The sequence below is a fragment of the Streptomyces chromofuscus genome, assembly GCF_015160875.1.
Classification (GTDB): Bacteria; Actinomycetota; Actinomycetes; order Streptomycetales; family Streptomycetaceae; genus Streptomyces; species Streptomyces chromofuscus.
The window spans coordinates 4,493,198-4,511,460 of record NZ_CP063374.1 but is presented as its reverse complement, the minus strand read 5'-3'; the positions used below and the strand labels follow the sequence as shown (position 1 = coordinate 4,511,460).

Sequence of the window (18,263 nt, the reverse complement as noted above, 5' to 3'; positions counted from 1 at the left end):
GCACGGGTGGCGCGCGGCCATGGAGGCGGCGCTGTACGGCCCCCGCGGCTTCTACCGCCGGCCCGAGGGGCCCGCCGGGCACTTCCGCACGTCCGTGCACGCGTCACCGTTGTTCGCGGGGGCGGTGGCGCGGCTGCTGCGCCGGGTCGACGAGGCGCTGGACCGGCCGGCGTCCCTCGACTTCGTCGACATGGCGGCGGGACGGGGAGAACTGGTCACCGGTGTGCTGGCCGCGCTGCCCGCCGACCTGGCCGCCCGCACGCGCGCGTACGCCGTCGAGATCGCCGGCCGTCCCGCCGGTCTCGATCACCGCATCGAGTGGCGCGCGGACTGCCCCGAGGGCGTCACCGGGCTGCTGTTCGCCAACGAGTGGCTGGACAACGTGCCTTTGGAGGTCGCCGAGGTGGACTCCGCGGGGGGGTGGCGGCTGGTGCTCGTACGGGAGGACGGGACGGAGCGGCTCGGGGAGCCGGTGGCCGGGGCGGCGGCCGAGTGGATCGCGCGGTGGTGGCCCCGGCCGGCCGAGGAGGGGCTGCGGGCGGAGGTCGGTCTGCCCCGGGACACGGCGTGGGCGTCGGCGGTCGCGCGCGTGGAGCGGGGGCTGGCGGTCGCCGTGGACTACGCGCACACGGCGGAGTCGCGCCCGCCCTTCGGCACGCTCACCGGCTTCCGTGAGGGCCGCGAGACGGCGCCCGTGCCGGACGGGTCCTGCGACATCACGGCCCATGTGGCCCTGGACGCGTGCGCGCTGCCCGGGGGGCGCACGCTGAGCCAGCGCGACGCCCTGCGCACCCTGGGGGTCGCGGGCGCACGCCCCCCGCTCAGCCTCGCCACCACCGATCCCGCCGGCTACGTCCGCGCCCTCACGAGCGCCGGGGAGGCGGCCGAGCTGACGGCGGCGGGCGGGCTGGGCGACTTCGGGTGGCTGGTGCAGCCGGTGGGCATTCCGGACCCGCTGACCGGCCGACGTGCGACCGACTGATCCCCGCCGGGCCGACCGACTGTCCCCGACCGACTGCCCGACTGCCCGGCAACCGACTGGTCCCCGGCCCGGCCCGAGGGGCCGCCGCTCTCGAGGGCCCCGCCGCCCCAAGGGCCCGCCGACCCCGTCGGCCCCGTCGGTCCCGCCCACCGCCTACTTGTCGATGTCCCCCACCACGAAGAACATCGACCCCAGGATCGCCACCATGTCCGCCACCAGCGTCCCCGGCAGCAGCTCGGTCAGGGCCTGGATGTTGTTGTACGAGGCCGAGCGCAGCTTGAGCCGGTACGGCGTCTTGTCGCCCTTGCTGACGAGGTAGTAGCCGTTGATGCCGAGCGGATTCTCGGTCCACGCGTACGTGTGCCCCTCGGGCGCCTTCAGCACCTTGGGGAGCCGCTGGTTGATCGGCCCCGGCGGCAGCTCGGCGATCCGGTCGAGGCAGGCGTCGGCGAGGTCGAGCGCGTTGTGCGTCTGCTCCAGCAGGCACTCGAACCGGGCGAGGCAGTCCCCCTCGGTGCGCGTGACGACCCTGAGGGTGTCCTGGAGCTCCCCGTAGGCCAGGTACGGCTCGTCGCGGCGCAGGTCGAAGTCGACGCCCGAGGCGCGCGCGATCGGCCCGCTCACGCCGTACGCGTGCACGGTCTCCGGCGCGAGGCGTCCCACGTCCCGCGTGCGCCCCCGGAAGATCTCGTTGCCGAGCACCAGGTCGTCGAACCGGTCCATGCGCGAGCGCACTCCCGCGACCGCGGTACGCGCGCGTGCGGTCCAGCCGGCGGGGAGGTCCTCCTTGAGGCCCCCGACGCGGTTGAACATGTAGTGCATGCGTCCGCCGGAGACCTCCTCCATGACGTTCTGCAGCACCTCGCGTTCCCGGAACGCGTAGAAGACCGGCGTGATGCCGCCCAGCTCCAGCGGGTACGAGCCGAGGAACATGAGGTGGTTCAGCACCCGGTTCAGCTCGGCGAGCAGCGTGCGCGTCCACACCGCGCGCTCGGGCACCTCCATGCCGAGCATGCGTTCCACACCGAGGACCACGCCCAGCTCGTTGGAGAAGGCCGACAGCCAGTCGTGCCGGTTGGCGAGCATGATGATCTGGCGGTAGTCGCGCGCCTCGAACAGCTTCTCCGCGCCGCGGTGCATGTAGCCGATCACCGGCTCCGCGCTCGTGATGCGCTCACCGTCCAGGAGCAGCCGCAGGCGCAGCACGCCGTGCGTGGACGGATGCTGAGGGCCGATGTTGAGCACCATGTCGGTGCTCTCCGCGGCGCCACCGATTCCGACCGTGGTCTCCGTCGTAGGAGTCATGGACACAGTCTGGCCTACGTAGGCTGGCCGTATGGAGACGGGGAGCCCCGAGGGCGGCGCGACGACGGGCCGGGCAGGCAGCGGCCCCACGGGACCGGAGGACGACGGGCCGACGAGGCCGGAGACCAACGGCCCGACAGGCGCGGGAAGCGACGGCCCGACGAGCACGGGAGCCAGCAGTCCGACAGGCGCGGGAAGCGACGGCCCGGCAGGTGCGGCGGCCGTGGTGACGACGGAGGCCGAACCCGCGTGGACCGGTCTGCCGCCCACCCTGCTGCGCATGCGTCGGCTGTTGCTGGTGGTGTGGCTGGGGTCGCTCACCCTCGCGACCGGCCTCCTGCTCGGGCTGCTGGCCGGTCCCGCGTGGGCCGCGTTCGCGCTGGTCCCGCTGGCGCTCATGGTGTGGGGCTGGGAGATGATCGGCCGCAACTGGCGCTCCTGGCGGTACGCCGAGCGCGCCGACGACCTGCTGATCAGCCGCGGCGTGCTGTGGCACACCGTGACGGTGGTGCCGTACGGCCGCATGCAGCTGGTCGAGGTGACCTCCGGTCCCGTGGAGCGGCACTTCGGGCTGGCCAGCGTCCAGCTGCACACGGCCGCCGCAGCGACCGACGCGACCATCCCCGGCCTCGACCCGGGCGAGGCCGAACGGCTGCGCGACCGGCTCACCGAGCTGGGCGAGGCACGATCGGCGGGGCTGTGACCGTGCCGGGCACCCACGACGAGGCGCGCCGCGAGGTGACCGTGACCGAACGGCGGCTGCACCCGGTCACGCCGTTCCGGCGGGCCTGGGCGCCGGTCGCCGTACTCATCGGATGGGCGCTGCACGATCCGGACGGGACGCACCGCCAGCTGACCCGGCTGACGACGACCACGATCCTCATAGCCCTCGCGGTGGTCCTCCCGGCCGCCGCGCTGTACGGCTTCCTCAGCTGGTGGTTCACGCACTTCGCGGTGACCGGGACGGAACTGCGCATCCGCACCGGCCTGTTGTTCCGGCGCACCGCGCACATCCGCCTGGAGCGCATCCAGGCCGTCGACGTCACGAGGCCCCTCCTCGCGCGCGTGGCGGGCGTCGCGAAACTCAGACTCGACGTCATAGGGACCGACAGGAAGGACGAACTCGCCTACCTGGGCGAGAGCGACGCACGCGCGCTGCGGGCCGAACTCCTCGCGCGCGCGGCCGGTTTCGCCCCCGAGACCGCGCACGAGGTCGGCGAGGCGCCGCAGCAGCGGCTGCTGAACGTACCGCCGGGCGTGCTCGCCCTCTCCCTGCTGCTGACCGGCGCGACCTGGGCCACGCTGGCCGCCGCGCTCGTCGTACCGGCGGTGCTGTGGTACTTCACCCACAACCTGTGGACGGTGGTCGCGACCGCCGTGCCGCTGTTCGGTGCGGCGGGCGCGAGCAGTGTGGGGCGGTTCGTCGCCGAGTACGACTGGACGGTGGCCGAGTCGCCGGACGGCATCCGGATCGACCGCGGGCTGCTCGACCGCGCGCACGAGACGGTGCCGCCGGGGCGGGTGCAGACCGTGCGCATCGTCGAACCGCTGCTGTGGCGGCGGCGGGGCTGGGTGCGGGTGGAGCTGGACGTGGCCGGGTCGTCGAACTCGGTGCTGCTGCCGGTGGCCCCGCGCGAGATCGCGGAGCCCCTCGTCGCGCGCGTACTGCCCGGCGTGACGCTGCCGCCCGCCTCGGCCCTGTCCCGCCCGCCGCGACGCGCGGGCCGGTGCCTGCCACTGTGGTGGCGGGGCTACGGCCTCATCGTCACGGACACGGTGTTCGCGGCCCGGCACGGGCTGCTCCGGCGCAGCCTCGCGCTCGTGCCGCACGCCAAGGTGCAGAGCGTCCGCCAGGAGCAGGGCCCCTGGATGCGGCTGTGGCGACTCGCGCACGTCCACGTGGACACCGGCGCCAACAGGACCGTGACAGCCCGCCTGAGGGACGCCGAGGAGGCCGCGCACCTGCTGCGCGCCCAGGCCGAGCGGTCACGGACGGGACGCAGGGACGCGCGGCCGGACCGGTGGATGGCGTGACGGCCGGACGCGCGGGCGGTCAGGAGGCCGCGCTGCGCAGCCCCAGGACGTCGATCTGCTCGGTCTCGTCGTGCGCCGTCAGGTCGATCACCTGACCGACCGCGCGCGACTCGGCGGTCACGGGCTTGAACTCCGCCTCCGCCTGGGCCTTGTGCAGATCCAGTGCCTCCTGTCCGACCACGTCGGCGAGGTCCTCGTTCTGCACGGCCTCCAGGGCGACGGACGCCGCACCCTTCGTCTTCGTCCCGAAGAAGTCGAACCCGCCCTCGGCCTGGGGACGCCGCACGGGCGCGGACGCCGGTACGACGGCCACCGCGGTCGGCACGGTGAAGTGACCGGACGGCTTCTGCATCGTGGACCGGGTGGGGGTGGCGGCCGCGCGCTCGTGCCCGTCGGCCGCCTCGGTCTTCCCCCGCGCCTCGTCCTCCTGCGCGGCCTCCGCCCCGGGCCCCCGGCCGGCGTCGGCCGGCACGGGTTCCTCGGCGGAGGGCTCCGTCCGGGCAGCCGCGTCCCGTCCGGCCCCCGGCCTCGCGTCGGCGTCGAAGCGGACCAGCGCGGCCTGCGCCCGCAGGAACAGCCGCGACCCCTCCGGGGAGAACAGCCCGGAAGTCCCCGGCTTCTCCCCGGCGGCGGCCTCGTCGACGGCGGCCTCGTCGACGGGTGTCTCCTCGACGGCGGTGTCCTGGGCAGCCGTCGGGCCGACCTCGTCCGAGTCCCTCGGCACCGGTGCCGGAGGCAGCGCACGCGCGGGAGTGGTGGCCTCGATCTCCAGCAGACGACGGCCTTCCAGGGCGCTCGCGCGCTCGGTCTCGGCGGTGGCGTACCGGCGCAGCAGTGCCGCGTGCTCGTTGCGCAGCCCGGCCAGTTCGGCCCGCTTCGCGCGCAGCCGCTGTTCGAGTTTGCCGCGCAGCTCGCGCGACTCCTCCAGGTCGCTCTCGAGTTCGGCGACGCGCTCCTCGTGCCGCCACTCGTCGCTCGCCCGCGCGCGCGTGAGGTCGGCCACCTGCTTGCCGGCCTGGATGTCCCAGCGGCGCATGACGACCGCGCCGGCGATCGCCGTCACCGCGGCGGCCGCGGCCAGCACACGGAGCAGCGTCGGCTCCGTGAACACCCAGGGGCCGAGGGCGCAGACGAGGGAGACGCCTGCGATCGCCGACGGGGGCAGCAGCCTGTGCAAGGGCGGTGAATGGCGGTGACGTCCACGTGGCATGGCCAGAAACTTACCGCGCGTAGGCGAATCGTGGTGCTCCAGGCGGTAAAAACACAGCCACCATGTGGCCTTGGCACGACAGCCCGCGTGCGGACCTGAAACAGAACGACCACATGCCCCCGTGACAGGGCGACCGCGGCCTTGGGCACGGCTTTGCGCGGCGGAGTGAACCTCGCCCGCCGCCCCACCGTCCTAGAGGGCGCAATGTCGCCGGATGCCCGAATCGGCACCGGATGCCAACTCTCGCGCGAATCACGGAATGCGATGTCTGTCAGGGAAGAGGGGGAAACGAGGCGGCGCCGCGAGTCGCGCGGTCCGCGCCCCGAGCGCGTCCCCGTCCTCGTCGCCCGGGCCTGCGCCCTCGTGGGCCTCGTGCACCTCGCCACGGGCGTCGTCCCACGCGTCCGGCACACGCGTGTGCACGCCTTCGCCGAGCTTCCGCCCGGCGCGCTCGGACCGTTCGCCGCCGCGCTCTCGCTCTGCGTCGGCGTGCTGTTGCTGCTGCTCGCCCCCGGCCTCGCGCGCGGCAGGCGCCTGGCCTGGCGGACCGCCGTCGCACTGCTGCCGGCCGGGGCGGTTGCCCAGTTCACGGACCGGCACTCCCTGATCGGCGTGGTCGTTTCCCTCGGGCTGCTCGCGCCGCTGCTGCGCCACCGCGACCGATTCATGTCCCCGCCCGGCCCGCGCAGCCGGTGGCGGGCGCTCACCAACTTCGTGCTCATGGGCGCCGGTTCGCTCGCCCTGGGCCTGGTCGTCGTCAGCGCGCACCCGCACCGCCTCATCGGCGACCCGTCCCTCGCGGACCGCATCACCCATGTCCTGTACGGCCTGTTCGGCGTCCACGGCCCGGTCGCCCACCAGGGCGCAACCGCGCGGTCGGTCGCCGTCTGCCTCGGCGCGCTCGGCCTGCTCACCGCCGCCACCACCCTCTACCTCGCCCTGCGCCCCGAGCATCCGGCCGCGCGGCTGACCGAGGACGACGAGGTCCGGCTGCGCGCCCTGCAGCGGCGGCACGGCGGCCGCGGCACGCCCGGCCACGTCACGCTGCGCCGCGACCGGGCCGTCGTCTTCTCGCCCAGCGGCAAGGCGGCGGTGACGTACCGCGTGGTGTCCGGGGTGATGCTCGCCGACGGGGATCCGCTCGGCGACGTGGAGGCCTGGCCGGGCGCCATCGAGCGGTTCATGGACGAGGCACGCGCGCGTGCGTGGACGCCCGCCGTCATGGACTGCTCCGAGGCGGGCGGCGAGGTGTGGACCCGTGAGACCGGTCTCGGCGTCCTCGGACCGGGCGACGGGGCGGTGGTGGAGGCCGCGGGCCTCTCCCTCGCCGGCCGCGCGGCGCGCACCGTGCGTCAGCCGGCCGGGCGCACCGAGCGTGCCTACGGCGAAACCCGAGGACGACGCGCCCGTGACCTCGGCGAGGCGGGACCGGACGGAGTCCACCGCGCCTGCGACGACGGTGGCACCACCGACGGCGCACGACGCTCGCTCGCCCTCCTCGCCCGCCGGTTCCGGATCCAGTCCGTCACGCAACGACGAGACACGGGCGCGGCCTGAGCGCGGCGGCCCGAGCCACGCCTGACGCCGGACAGGCCCGAGCGGCGAACCCCGCCCCCCCTCCAGCCCTGGGGCCCCGCCGCTCGGGCCGCACCACCCCGGCCGCCCCACCCCTCGCACCTCACCACCCCGACCGCCCCGCCCATCCAGCCGCACCCCGCCACCGCCCCACCCACCGAACCGCCGCCCCTGCCGAACCGGCCGGCCGTCATCCCGCCCGGCCAACCGCCCGGGGGAAGGCGGCCCCACCCTGGGCCTACGCTGAACGTATGAGCTACCACAGCGGACGCGGGCGGATCGCGGGCCTTCCGGAATGGGACCGCTGCGCGGTCATGGGAGTCGTGAACGTCACTCCCGACTCCTTCTCCGACGGCGGCCGCTGGTTCGACACCACCGCCGCCGTCAAGCACGGCCTCGGCCTCGTCACCGAGGGCGCCGACCTCGTGGACGTCGGCGGCGAGTCCACCCGCCCCGGCGCGACCCGGGTCGACGAGGCCGAGGAACTGCGCCGCGTCATCCCCGTCGTCCGCGGCCTCGCCTCCGAAGGCGTCGTCGTCTCCGTCGACACCATGCGCGCGTCCGTCGCCGAGCAGGCCCTCGCCGCCGGCGCCGCCCTCGTCAACGACGTCAGCGGCGGCCTCGCCGACCCCGCGATGATTCCGGTCGTCGCGCAGACCGGCGCGCCCTTCGTCGTCATGCACTGGCGCGGCTTCCTGGAGGGCGGCAACGTCAGGGGCGTCTACGACGACGTCGTCACCGAGGTCGTCGACGAGCTGCACGCGCGCGTGGAGGCCGTCCTGGAGGGCGGCGTCGCCCCCGACCGGATCGTGATCGACCCCGGCCTCGGCTTCTCCAAGGAGGCCGAGCACGACCTCACGCTCCTCGCCCACCTCGACCGCCTGCGCGCCCTGGGGCACCCCCTGCTCGTCGCCGCCTCCCGCAAGCGCTTCCTCGGCCGCGTACTGGCCGGCCCGGAAGGCGCCCCGCCACCGGCGCGGGAACGCGACGCGGCGACCGCCGCCGTCTCCGCGCTGGCCGCCCACGCCGGCGCATGGGCGGTGCGCGTCCACGAGGTCCGCGCCACCGCGGACGCGGTACGCGTCGCACGCGCCGTGGAAGAAGCGCGCACGTCAGCCCACGAAGGAGCCCGGTGAGCGCCCCCCACACCGACGTCGAGCAGGTCGAACTCGCCAACACGGCCTTCTACGAGGCACTGGAGCGGGGCGACTTCGAGGAGCTGTCCACGCTCTGGCTCACCCCGTCCGACCTGGGCGTCGACGAGACCTACCACGACCCGGCGGACACCGGCGTGGTCTCCTGCGTGCACCCCGGCTGGCCGGTGCTCACCGGCCGCGGCGAGGTGCTCCGGTCGTACGCCCTGATCATGGCGAACACGGACTACATCCAGTTCTTCCTGACCGACGTGCACGTCTCCGTCACCGGCGACACCGCCCTGGTGAGCTGCACGGAGAACATCCTCAGCGGCGGCCCCGCACCCGAGGACGGCGACGGGCCCGGCCCGCTCGTCGGCCAGCTCGTGGTCGCCACCAACGTGTTCCGGCGCACCGATGCCGGCTGGAAACTCTGGTCGCACCACGCCTCCCCGGTCCTGACCGAAAACGCCGAGGGCGAGGACGACGAGTCGACCGGCTGAGTGGGTAGGGGCCCGGGGAGCCGGAACGAACCGGACGGCCCGAAGGGACGAAGAAGTGGCGGGAATCACGAACTCGGGAGTATGGGCGGCTACCAGCCCGTGAGCCGCCGGATTCCCCGGGGGAAACATGCGATGAAACCTCCCGGCTCCCACCCGGGCCCGCGGGCCCGAGACCCGGCACTGTCGGTGTCCGCAGGTAGATTCGTTCGAGGCCGGTGTGCCGCCCGCACACGGTACGGACCGGTCGCACCCGACGATTGCAGGAGTGATTCGCGTGGATCGTGTCGCGCTGCGCGGCCTGAAGGCCCGCGGGCACCACGGTGTGTTCCCCAGGGAGCGCGAGGAGGGCCAGACCTTCATCGTGGACCTGGTCCTCGGCCTGGACACCCGCCCGGCCGCGGCCGACGACGACCTGGCGAAGACCGTGCACTACGGCATCGTGGCGGAAGAGGTCGTGGCCGTCGTCGAGGGCGAGCCCGTCAACCTCATCGAGACACTCGCCGAGCACATCGCCCAGGCCTGTCTGAAGCACGAAGGCGTCCAGGAGGTCGAGGTCACCGTCCACAAGCCGGACGCGCCGATCACGGTCCCCTTCGACGACGTCACCGTCACCATCACCCGGAGCCGAGTATGACTGCCTCGTTCACCGAGGGTCACAGCGACCCGACCGTACAGCCGGTACCCGCCTCCGTCGTCGAGAGGGTCGACGCCGCCGACACCACCCTGCACAACCCCAAACGGGCCGTGATCTCCATCGGCTCCAACCTCGGCAACCGCCTGGAGACCCTGCAGGGCGCCATCGACGCCCTGGAAGACACCCCGGGCGTGCGCATCAAGGCCGTGTCCCCCGTCTACGAGACGGAACCGTGGGGCGTCGAGCCCGGCAGCCAGCCCTCGTACTTCAACGCGGTCGTGGTCCTGAAGACGACCCTGCCCCCGTCCTCCCTGCTGGAGCGGGCGCACGCGGTCGAGGAGGCCTTCCACCGGGTCCGTGACGAGCGCTGGGGCCCGCGCACGCTGGACGTCGACATCGTGTCGTACGCCGACGTCGTCTCCGACGACCCGACGCTCACCCTCCCCCACCCGCGCGCCCACGAACGCGCCTTCGTGCTCGCCCCCTGGCACGACGTCGAGCCCGAGGCCCAGCTGCCCGGCCGCGGCGCCGTGGCCGAACTGCTCGGCGCCGTCACCCGTACCGGTGTCGCCGCCCGAGGGGACCTGGAACTCCGGCTGCCCGAGTAGTCGTTAAGGTCGAGACGGTCACAGTCCGGGGTATCCGGGGAACCGAAGGGACACCGTGAGAGAGCTGCGCATCAGGGTGCTGATCGGCGTCTTCGTCGTCGCCGGGATCCTGTCGTGGGCGGGCGCCCGCCTCTGGAACTCGATCGGCACGCTCCCGAGCGTCCCTCTCGCCGCGCCCATCGTCCTGGCCCTGATCGCCGCGGTGCTGCTCGCCACGGCGCTCTCGATCCGCGCCCGCCTCAAGGCCCAGCGTGAGCGCCGCCCCGAGGCCAAGGGCGTCGACCCGCTGATGGCGGCTCGCGCGGTCGTGTTCGGCCAGGCCAGCGCCCTGGTCGCCGCCCTGGTCGCCGGTGTGTACGGCGGCGTGGGCGTCTTCCTGCTGGAGTCCCTCGACATCCCGGCCCGCCGCGACCAGGCCATCTACGCCGGCTGCTCGGTCGTGGCGGGCATCGCCGTCATCGCGGCGGCCATCTTCCTGGAGCACGTCTGCAAACTCCCGGAAGACGACGAACACAACGGCGCGGGCACGGCTCCGGCGGCGTGAGCACACGGCTCCGGCCGCATCGCGACGCCCGCGCCGGCGCCCGTCGTCGGCCCTGACCTCAGCGAGCCATGATCAGGCTCATCGCCTCGTTCCGCGTCGCCGCGTCCCGCAGCTGGCCCCGCACCGCCGACGTGATGGTCTTGGCGCCGGGCTTGCGGATGCCCCGCATCGACATGCACATGTGCTCGCACTCCACGACCACGATCACGCCGCGCGGCTCCAGTATCTCCATCAGGGAGTCCGCGATCTGCGTGGTGAGTCGTTCCTGCACCTGCGGCCGGCGAGCGTAGACGTCCACGAGCCGGGCCAGCTTCGACAACCCCGTGATCTTCCCGGAGGTGGCAGGGATGTACCCGACGTGGGCGACGCCCCTGAACGGCACCAGATGATGCTCACAGGTCGAGTACACCTCGATGTCCTTCACGAGCACCATCTCGTCGTGCCCGATGTCGAACGTCGTCGTGAGCACGTCCTCGGGCTTCTGCCACAGCCCCGCGAAGATCTCCTTGTACGCCCGCGCCACCCGCGCCGGCGTCTCCCTGAGCCCTTCGCGGTCCGGGTCCTCGCCGACCGCGATCAGGAGTTCGCGTACGGCGTTCTCGGCGCGCTTCTCGTCGAACTCGCCGATCGTGCCCTCGCCGTCCAGCGTCACGGGGTCGGTCATGTGGTGCCTCGTTCCTGTGCTTGACGCGTGGTGAACAGCGTCCTGTCTGTGCGCATACGTCGATGCCGCGCCCCCCAGGCTAGAACCAGGGTGGCGCGGCATCCATTCCGGGCCTGGTGGGGCCGCGGTTGCGGCCCGGGGTCAGACTTCGGGACGGTCCTCCGGGGTGGCCGGTTCGGCTGCCGGGGCGGGCTCCGTCGCGGAGCTCTTCGCGGTGATCGCCGCCGTCGCGCCGTTGGCGCCGTTCGTCAGTGCGAGCTCCTTCGGGGAGAGCACCGGCGGACGCGTGGACGGCGTACGGCGGGAGGAGCCGGTCCACGCGGGACGCGGCGGCCGCTTCACGATCGGGGCGAAGACCTCGGCGATCTCCTCCTTGCCCAGGGTCTCCTTCTCCAGGAGGGCCAGGACCAGGTTGTCGAGGACGTCGCGGTTCTCGACGAGGATCTCCCACGCCTCGTTGTGCGCGGTCTCGATGAGCTTCTTGACCTCTTCGTCGACCAGCGCGGCGACTTCCTCGGAGTAGTCGCGCTGGTGAGCCATCTCACGTCCGAGGAACGGCTCGCTGTTGTCGCCGCCGAACTTGATGGCGCCCAGACGCTCCGTCATGCCGTACTGCGTGACCATCGCGCGGGCCAGGTTGGTGGCCTTCTCGATGTCGTTGGCGGCGCCGGTGGTCGGGTCGTGGAAGACCAGCTCCTCGGCCGCGCGGCCGCCCAGCATGTAGGCCAGCTGGTCGAGCATCTCGTTGCGCGTGGTCGAGTACTTGTCCTCGTCGGGCAGCACCATCGTGTAACCGAGGGCGCGGCCGCGGGACAGGATCGTGATCTTGTGGACCGGGTCGGAGTTGGGCGAGGCCGCCGCGACCAGGGCGTGTCCGCCCTCGTGGTACGCGGTGATCTTCTTCTCCTTGTCCGACATGATCCGGGTCCGCTTCTGCGGGCCCGCCACGACGCGGTCGATGGCCTCGTCGAGCATCTTGTTGTCGACCAGCTTCTTGTCGCTGCGGGCCGTCAGCAGGGCGGCCTCGTTCAGCACGTTCGCCAGGTCGGCGCCGGTCATGCCGGGCGTGCGGCGGGCGACCGCCGACAGGTCGACGTCGGGAGCGACCGGCTTGCCCTTCTGGTGGACCTTGAGGATCTCCAGGCGGCCCTGCATGTCCGGGCGGTCGACGGCGATCTGCCGGTCGAAGCGGCCGGGGCGCAGCAGCGCCGGGTCGAGGATGTCGGGCCGGTTGGTCGCGGCGATGAGGATCACGCCGCCCTTGACGTCGAAGCCGTCCATCTCGACGAGCAGCTGGTTCAGGGTCTGCTCGCGCTCGTCGTGACCGCCGCCGAGGCCGGCGCCGCGGTGGCGGCCGACCGCGTCGATCTCGTCGACGAAGACGATCGCCGGCGCGTTCGCCTTGGCCTGCTCGAACAGGTCACGCACTCGGGAGGCACCGACACCGACGAACATCTCGACGAAGTCGGAACCGGAGATCGAGTAGAAGGGCACGCCCGCCTCGCCGGCGACGGCGCGCGCGAGCAGCGTCTTGCCGGTGCCGGGCGGGCCGTACAGCAGCACGCCCTTGGGGATCTTGGCGCCGACGGCCTGGAACTTGGCCGGTTCCTGCAGGAACTCCTTGATCTCCTGAAGCTCCTCGACGGCCTCGTCGGCACCCGCGACGTCCGAGAACGTCGTCTTGGGGGTGTCTTTGGTGATGAGCTTGGCCTTGGACTTGCCGAAGTTCATCACACGGCTGCCGCCGCCCTGCATCTGGTTCATCAGGAACAGGAAGACGACCACGATGAGGACGAAGGGAAGCAGAGACAGCAGGATGCTGACGAACGCGTTCTGCTTCGTCGGCGAGACCGTGTAACCGTCCGGGATCTGCTTGTTCTGGTACTTGTCCTGCAGCGTGTTGGCGAGGTTGGCGCCCTGGTCGCCGATGTAGCTCGCCTGGATCTTGGAGCTGTCCTCGATCTTTTCGCCGTCCTTGAGCGTGACCTTGATGGTCTGCTCGTCGCCGGTGGTCAGCTTGGCCGCTTCGACCCTGTTGTCGTTGATCGCCTGGACGACCTGGCCGGTGTCCACCGTCTTGTAGCCCCCGGACGAGCCGACGACCTGCATCAACACGACCACGGCAAGGACGGCCAGCACGATCCACATGACCGGCCCACGGAAGTATCGCTTCACGTCCATCCACACGGAGCGGTGCCGCCCCGTCCCTCCTGCCACAGTGAGTTTGATAAGACAGTTCTTCTGACGGTACCCCAGCCATGGTGCCCGAAGCCGCACGGGAAGCCGGTGGAACCGTCTGCATGCTCCAACGGCGCGCAACCCGCCAGGGTTCCCGATCGTCCTACAAGGCTTGGGCCGTCCGGCTCAGCCGCCGTAGACGTGGGGCGCGAGCGTACCGACGAACGGGAGGTTGCGGTACTTCTCGGCGTAGTCGAGGCCGTAGCCCACGACGAACTCGTTGGGGATGTCGAATCCGACCCACTCCACGTCGATGGCGACCTTCGCGGCCTCCGGCTTGCGCAGCAGCGTGCACACCTTCAGCGAGGCGGGCTCACGCGAGCCGAGGTTGGAGATCAGCCAGGACAGGGTCAGGCCGGAGTCGATGATGTCCTCGACGATGAGGACGTGCTTGCCCTTGATGTCGGTGTCGAGGTCCTTGAGGATCCGCACGACACCGGAGGACTGGGTGCCCGCGCCGTAGGAGGACACCGCCATCCAGTCCATGGTGAGCGGGGTGGACAGCGCCCGGGCGAGGTCGGCCATGACCATCACCGCGCCCTTGAGGACGCCGACGATCAGCAGGTCCTTGCCCGCGTACTCCGCGTCGATCTTCGCGGCCAGCTCGGCCAGCTTCGCGTCGATCTCTTCCTTGGTGATGAGCACCTGCTGGAGGTCGGCACCCATGTCTTTCGCGTCCACCCGCATCACTTTCGGTCGTACCACCGGCCGTCTCCGGACGTTCCCGACCGCGTGAGCGGCCCGTTTCGGACCGTGCGCACGGTCCGGTGGGAGGGTCCCGGATTCAGCCTTGCCGAATCACCAGTCTGCCACCCTGCCGCTGGGCGACGACTTTGCCCGGGAGATTGATGGCTCCCTGGCCGCGCCAGCAGGTGATCAGCCGGTCGACTTCCTCGATGTGGCGGGCGAACAGGGAGCCGGGCGGCGCACCGGCCTCGATGGCGGCCCGGCGCAGGATCCGGCGGCGCACCGCGGGCGGCAGGGCGTACAACTTGGCGCACTGCAGGCCGTCGGCGGCGTCGCGGACGGTGGCCTCGGCCTGGGTGGCCCAGGTGTCGAGGGCATCGGCGTCGTCGCGGGAGAGCTGGGCCGTCCGGGCGAGCGCCTCGACGACGCCCTTGCCGAGCGCCTTCTCCAACGCGGGCAGTCCCTCGTGCCGCAGTCGCGATCTGGTGTAGGCCGGATCCGCGTTGTGCGGGTCGTCCCAGACCGGCAGGGACTGGACCATGCAGGCCTTGCGGGCGGTCTGCCGGTCGAGGTGGAGGAACGGACGCCGGTAACGGCCGCCGGCCCCCGAGACCGCGGCCATTCCGGACAGGGAGCGGATGCCGGAGCCGCGGGCGAGGCCGAGCAGGACGGTTTCGGCCTGGTCGTCGCGGGTGTGCCCGAGCAGGACGGCGGCGGCTCCGTGACGTACGGCGGCGGCGTCGAGCGCGGCGTACCGGGCGTCCCGGGCGGCGGCTTCGGGGCCTCCGTCGCGTCCGACGCGCACGGCGGTGGACTCGACCGGGTCGAGGCCGAGTTCGCGCAGCCGCAGCACGACCTCCTCGGCGCGCAGGTCGGAGCCGGGTTGCAGGCCGTGGTCGACGGTGACGCCGCCCGCGCGGATGCCCAGCTTGGGGGCCTCGAAGGCGAGCGCCGAGGCCAGCGCCATGGAGTCGGCGCCGCCGGAGCACGCGACGAGCACGAGCGGGGAGGGGGGACGCTCGTGGGGGTCGGGGGTGCGGGCCGTGGAGGTGTGCTCGTTGAGGATGTCGTGGAGGACGCGGCGGACCGCCAGGCGTATCGCCGCGACCGCAGGATGGGGACCCATTGTCCGGTTCCCTTCATGAAGTTTTTTCGGGGGTGAGCCCGAGCTCGGTCACACAGAGTGTGTAGATGGTGACAGAACCGGGCCGTTCCCCGAGCATTGCACGCCTACCCAGGGCTCACGGTCCCTCGGACGGGTGATTGGAGGGGCGTTCGCCTGCCGTCGGCCGGATTCGGCTCACGACGGTCTCACCCCGTGCTCATGTGTCACTCCTGCGATGCACCCGTGTGATCCAGTCCGCCGGTTTGGCGATCTCCGACTTGGTCGGGAGGGTGTTCGGGGAGGTCCACACGCGGTTGAAGCCGGCCATGCCGACCTCGTCGACCACGGCCCGCACGAAGCGCTCGCCGTCCCGGTACTGCCGGAGCTTGGCGTCCAGGCCGAGCAGCTTGCGCAGGGCGAGGTCCAGACGGGAGGCGCCCTTGGCGCGCCGCTGCTGGAACTTCTCGCGGATCTCCCCGACGGTCCGTACGACGTCCGGGCCGACGCCGTCCATCACGAAGTCGGCGTGGCCCTCCAGCAGCGACATCACGGCGGTGAGCCGGCCGAGGATCTCCCGCTGGGCGGGGGTCTGCACCAGTTCCACCAGGGACCGGCCGCCGTCGTCCTCCTCGCCCTCGGGGCGGCCCCCGGCGAGGGTCTGCGCGGCTTCGCGGACGCGTTCGAGGACGGTCATGGGGTCGACGTCGGTCTCCGCCAGGAACGACTGGATTTCGCCCTCCAGGTGGTCCCTCAGCCACGGCACGGCGGAGAACTGGGTGCGGTGGGTCTCCTCGTGCAGGCACACCCACAGGCGGAAGTCGTGCGGTTCGACGTCGAGTTCGCGTTCGACGTGCACGATGTTCGGGGCGACGAGCAGCAGGCGGCCGCCGCCGTTCTCGCCGGCGGGGAGGTCGCGGGCGGGCGGGGCGAAGGTCTCGTACTGGCCGAGGACGCGGGAGGCGAGGAAGGACAGCAGCATGCCCAGTTCCACGCCGGTGACCTTGCCGCCCACGGCGCCGAGGACCGCGCCCCCGGTGGAGTTGCCGCGCCGTTCCTGCATCTTGTCCAGCAGCGGCCTGAGGAGTTCCCGGAATCCGGCGACGTTGGCCCGGACCCAGCCGGGCCGGTCGACCACGAGGACGGGGGTGTCGTGGGTCTCCTCGGTGCCGAGCCGGGTGAAGCCCCGGACGTGCTCCTCGGAGGCCTTTGCGTGCCGGCGAAGTTCCGCGACGACGGCCCGGGCCTCGTCGCGGGTCACTTCTGGGCCCGGCCGCACGAGCCGGGTCGCGGTCGCCACCGCGAGGTTCCAGTCGACCATCCCGGAGGAAGCACCGATGCTCGTCATGCGTCAACGGTACGTGAGCGGTCGCGCTTCGGGCAGGGCGTGGCGGCCGGTGCCGACCCCTGGGGCGCGGGGGTGCGGCCCCGGGTCCGCGGGTCAGCGGGACGTCGTCAGGGCCGTGGCCGCCCGGTCCAGGGCCGTTCGGGCCGCCGTCACGTCGGCCGTCTCCGACGCCATGAAGGCGAAGCCCAGGACATGGCCGTTACGGGTGACCGCCGTCCCGGCCAGGGTGTTCACCCCCGTGAGGGTGCCGGTCTTGGCGCGCACGATGCCGCCCGCGCCGTCGGCGTACCGGTCGCTGAGCGTGCCGGTGAAGCCGGCCACCGGCAGGCCGGTGAGCGTGGGGCGCAGTTCGGGGTGGGACGGGTCGGCGGCCTTCAGCAGCAGGCGCGTCAGCAGGCCGGCGCTGAGCCTGCCCTCACGGTTCAGGCCGCTGCCGTCCGCGAAGCGGGCGCCCCGCAGCGGCAGGCCGAGCTTGGTCAGCTGGGCGCGGATGGCGCGTCCGGCCCCGGCGAAGTCGGCGCGTTCGCCGGCCGCGAGGGCGGTGTGGCGGGCGAGGGCCTCGGCGATGTCGTTGTCGCTGTTGGTCATCATGCGCTCGACCAGGGCCGACAGGGGCGGCGACTGGACCTGGGCGAGGGGCTGGGCGCGCCGGGTGGCCTTGGAGGGGCCGGGGGACGTCGTCTTGATCCCCTGGTCCTTGAGGAACCGGGCGAACTGCCGGGTGGCGTCCGCCGCCGGGTCCGGCACGCGCGGCACCGGCCCGCTGGTCGAGCCGTCGGTGCGGGCCTCGTCGGCCATCAGGGCGGTGACGGCGGCGAGGTTGTCGTTGACCCCGATGGGGTGAACCTCGGGCCCGGCGTACAGCGTCGTGTCGTACGACAGGGTCACCTCGCGCACCTTGCGCTGCTTCAGGGCGGCCGCGGTCCGGGCGGCCAGGGTGCGCAGGCTCGCCTGGCCCGCGCTGTCCTCGCGGGCCGTGAGGGTGGGGTCGCCGCCGCCGACGAGGACGAGTTCCTTCGTGTCCGGCTCGTAGGCGGTCCGGGTGGTCAGGCGGTGGTCGGCGCCGAGGGCGGACAGGGCGGCGACCGCGGTGGCGATCTTCGTGGTGGAGGCGGGGGTGAGGGCGTCGTCGGTGCCGCTGCCGTAGAGCCGCTTGCCGGTGGTCAGGTCGACGACGACGGCGCTGCGGCGGCCGCCGAGGGCCGGGTCGGCGAGCAGGGGGTCCAGGGCGGCGGCCAGGGCCTTGGCGTTCGGTGCCGACCCGGGGACGTCGGCGACGCCGCCGAGGCCGGTCAGAACCGTGGCCGCGCTGGGCGCGGGCTTCGGCGCGCCGGCCACGCCGGGGGCGCCGTCGTGATCTGCGCCACCCGCGTCGTCCTGGGCGGCGGCCCGGTCCCGCTCCGCCGTACGCTGGCCTGAGGAGTCCCAGGGCCCCGCGGCCGTCACCACACCGGCGGCCAGCACGAGGCCCGCGGTGGCGGCGACCGCGGTGTACGGCCACGGGTTCGTCCCCATCGCCCTTCCGACCTGCGGTTTCGCGGCCGACGCCCACCGGGTGACCCGGGGTGTGGTGGCCGCGCGGGCCCGGACGAGACGGGGACGTACGGCGTTCGCGACCCGCGTCACATGCGGTCTCGCGGCCCGCCAAGGCCTCAGCTCGGGCACGACCACCAGCCCCTTTCGCGATCACACAGCT

16 protein-coding genes and 1 pseudogene are annotated in these 18,263 nt (G+C 72.8%); 9 read left to right on the top strand and 8 right to left on the bottom strand.

Annotated features, from left to right (window positions below):
* Positions 1–19 precede the first annotated feature (19 nt).
* Positions 20–982: an SAM-dependent methyltransferase gene (locus IPT68_RS20340; protein ID WP_189696156.1), complete on the top strand. Its 963-nt coding sequence runs from the start codon at positions 20–22 to the stop codon at positions 980–982.
* A gap of 153 nt (positions 983–1,135) precedes the next feature.
* Here the strand turns inward: IPT68_RS20340 and IPT68_RS20335 are convergent, their stop codons facing one another.
* Positions 1,136–2,287 carry an NADH-quinone oxidoreductase subunit D gene (locus tag IPT68_RS20335; protein WP_189695673.1) on the bottom strand — a complete coding sequence of 384 codons (1,152 nt, stop codon included), beginning with the start codon at positions 2,285–2,287 and terminating at the stop codon, positions 1,136–1,138.
* 223 nt (positions 2,288–2,510) lie between these two features.
* Between IPT68_RS20335 and IPT68_RS20330 the strand changes: the two genes are divergently transcribed.
* Together IPT68_RS20330 and IPT68_RS20325 are read left to right on the top strand one after the other, a co-directional pair.
* Positions 2,511–2,990: a PH domain-containing protein gene (locus IPT68_RS20330; protein WP_228039784.1), complete on the top strand. Its 480-nt coding sequence runs from the start codon at positions 2,511–2,513 to the stop codon at positions 2,988–2,990.
* Positions 2,987–4,321, top strand: a complete 1,335-nt coding sequence (locus IPT68_RS20325) for a PH domain-containing protein (RefSeq protein ID WP_189695674.1) — start codon at positions 2,987–2,989, stop codon at positions 4,319–4,321. The genes IPT68_RS20330 and IPT68_RS20325 overlap by 4 nt, the downstream gene beginning before the upstream one ends.
* 19 nt (positions 4,322–4,340) lie before the next feature.
* On the opposite strand, the gene IPT68_RS20320 is transcribed toward IPT68_RS20325, so the two are convergent.
* On the bottom strand, positions 4,341–5,531 hold the full coding sequence (locus IPT68_RS20320; RefSeq protein ID WP_189695675.1) for a hypothetical protein: 1,191 nt from the start codon (positions 5,529–5,531) through the stop codon (positions 4,341–4,343).
* 264 nt (positions 5,532–5,795) lie between these two features.
* Between IPT68_RS20320 and IPT68_RS20315 the strand changes: the two are divergent.
* The 6 genes and pseudogenes from IPT68_RS20315 to IPT68_RS20290 form a co-directional block, all read left to right on the top strand.
* Positions 5,796–7,037 (top strand): annotated as a pseudogene (locus IPT68_RS20315) (phosphatidylglycerol lysyltransferase domain-containing protein); the annotation flags it as partial.
* Between the two features lie 320 nt (positions 7,038–7,357).
* Positions 7,358–8,242: a dihydropteroate synthase gene (folP, locus tag IPT68_RS20310; protein WP_189695677.1), complete on the top strand. Its 885-nt coding sequence runs from the start codon at positions 7,358–7,360 to the stop codon at positions 8,240–8,242.
* On the top strand, positions 8,239–8,742 hold the full coding sequence (locus tag IPT68_RS20305) for a nuclear transport factor 2 family protein (RefSeq protein ID WP_189695678.1): 504 nt from the start codon (positions 8,239–8,241) through the stop codon (positions 8,740–8,742). Before folP ends, IPT68_RS20305 begins: the two co-directional genes overlap by 4 nt.
* 274 nt (positions 8,743–9,016) lie before the next feature.
* Positions 9,017–9,376, top strand: coding sequence for a dihydroneopterin aldolase (gene folB / locus IPT68_RS20300; RefSeq protein WP_189695679.1), 360 nt, complete (start codon positions 9,017–9,019; stop codon positions 9,374–9,376).
* Entirely contained in the window at positions 9,373–9,984 is a 612-nt protein-coding gene (gene folK / locus IPT68_RS20295) for a 2-amino-4-hydroxy-6-hydroxymethyldihydropteridine diphosphokinase (RefSeq protein ID WP_189695680.1), read from the top strand. Before folB ends, folK begins: the two co-directional genes overlap by 4 nt.
* Positions 9,985–10,039: 55 nt before the next feature.
* Positions 10,040–10,528 (top strand): DUF3180 domain-containing protein, encoded by a 489-nt coding sequence (locus IPT68_RS20290; protein WP_189695681.1) that lies wholly within the window; start codon positions 10,040–10,042, stop codon positions 10,526–10,528.
* A gap of 58 nt (positions 10,529–10,586) precedes the next feature.
* Here the strand turns inward: IPT68_RS20290 and folE are convergent, their stop codons facing one another.
* From folE to dacB, 6 genes are all read right to left on the bottom strand, one after another.
* Complete coding sequence (gene folE / locus IPT68_RS20285; protein ID WP_189695682.1) at positions 10,587–11,192, bottom strand: GTP cyclohydrolase I FolE; 606 nt, start codon at positions 11,190–11,192, stop codon at positions 10,587–10,589.
* 141 nt (positions 11,193–11,333) lie between these two features.
* Positions 11,334–13,373, bottom strand: a complete 2,040-nt coding sequence (gene ftsH, locus IPT68_RS20280; protein ID WP_189696158.1) for an ATP-dependent zinc metalloprotease FtsH — start codon at positions 13,371–13,373, stop codon at positions 11,334–11,336.
* A gap of 183 nt (positions 13,374–13,556) precedes the next feature.
* Positions 13,557–14,117, bottom strand: coding sequence for a hypoxanthine phosphoribosyltransferase (hpt, locus tag IPT68_RS20275; protein WP_020270244.1), 561 nt, complete (start codon positions 14,115–14,117; stop codon positions 13,557–13,559).
* Between the two features lie 97 nt (positions 14,118–14,214).
* Positions 14,215–15,243, bottom strand: coding sequence for a tRNA lysidine(34) synthetase TilS (tilS, locus tag IPT68_RS20270; protein WP_189695683.1), 1,029 nt, complete (start codon positions 15,241–15,243; stop codon positions 14,215–14,217).
* 196 nt (positions 15,244–15,439) lie between these two features.
* A complete protein-coding gene (locus IPT68_RS20265) occupies positions 15,440–16,567 on the bottom strand; it encodes a zinc-dependent metalloprotease (RefSeq protein WP_189695684.1) in 1,128 nt (375 codons plus the stop codon).
* A gap of 93 nt (positions 16,568–16,660) precedes the next feature.
* The gene (gene dacB, locus IPT68_RS20260; protein WP_228039783.1) at positions 16,661–18,082 is read right to left on the bottom strand and encodes a D-alanyl-D-alanine carboxypeptidase/D-alanyl-D-alanine endopeptidase; all 1,422 of its coding nucleotides are present in this window, start codon (positions 18,080–18,082) and stop codon (positions 16,661–16,663) included.
* Positions 18,083–18,263 lie beyond the last annotated feature (181 nt).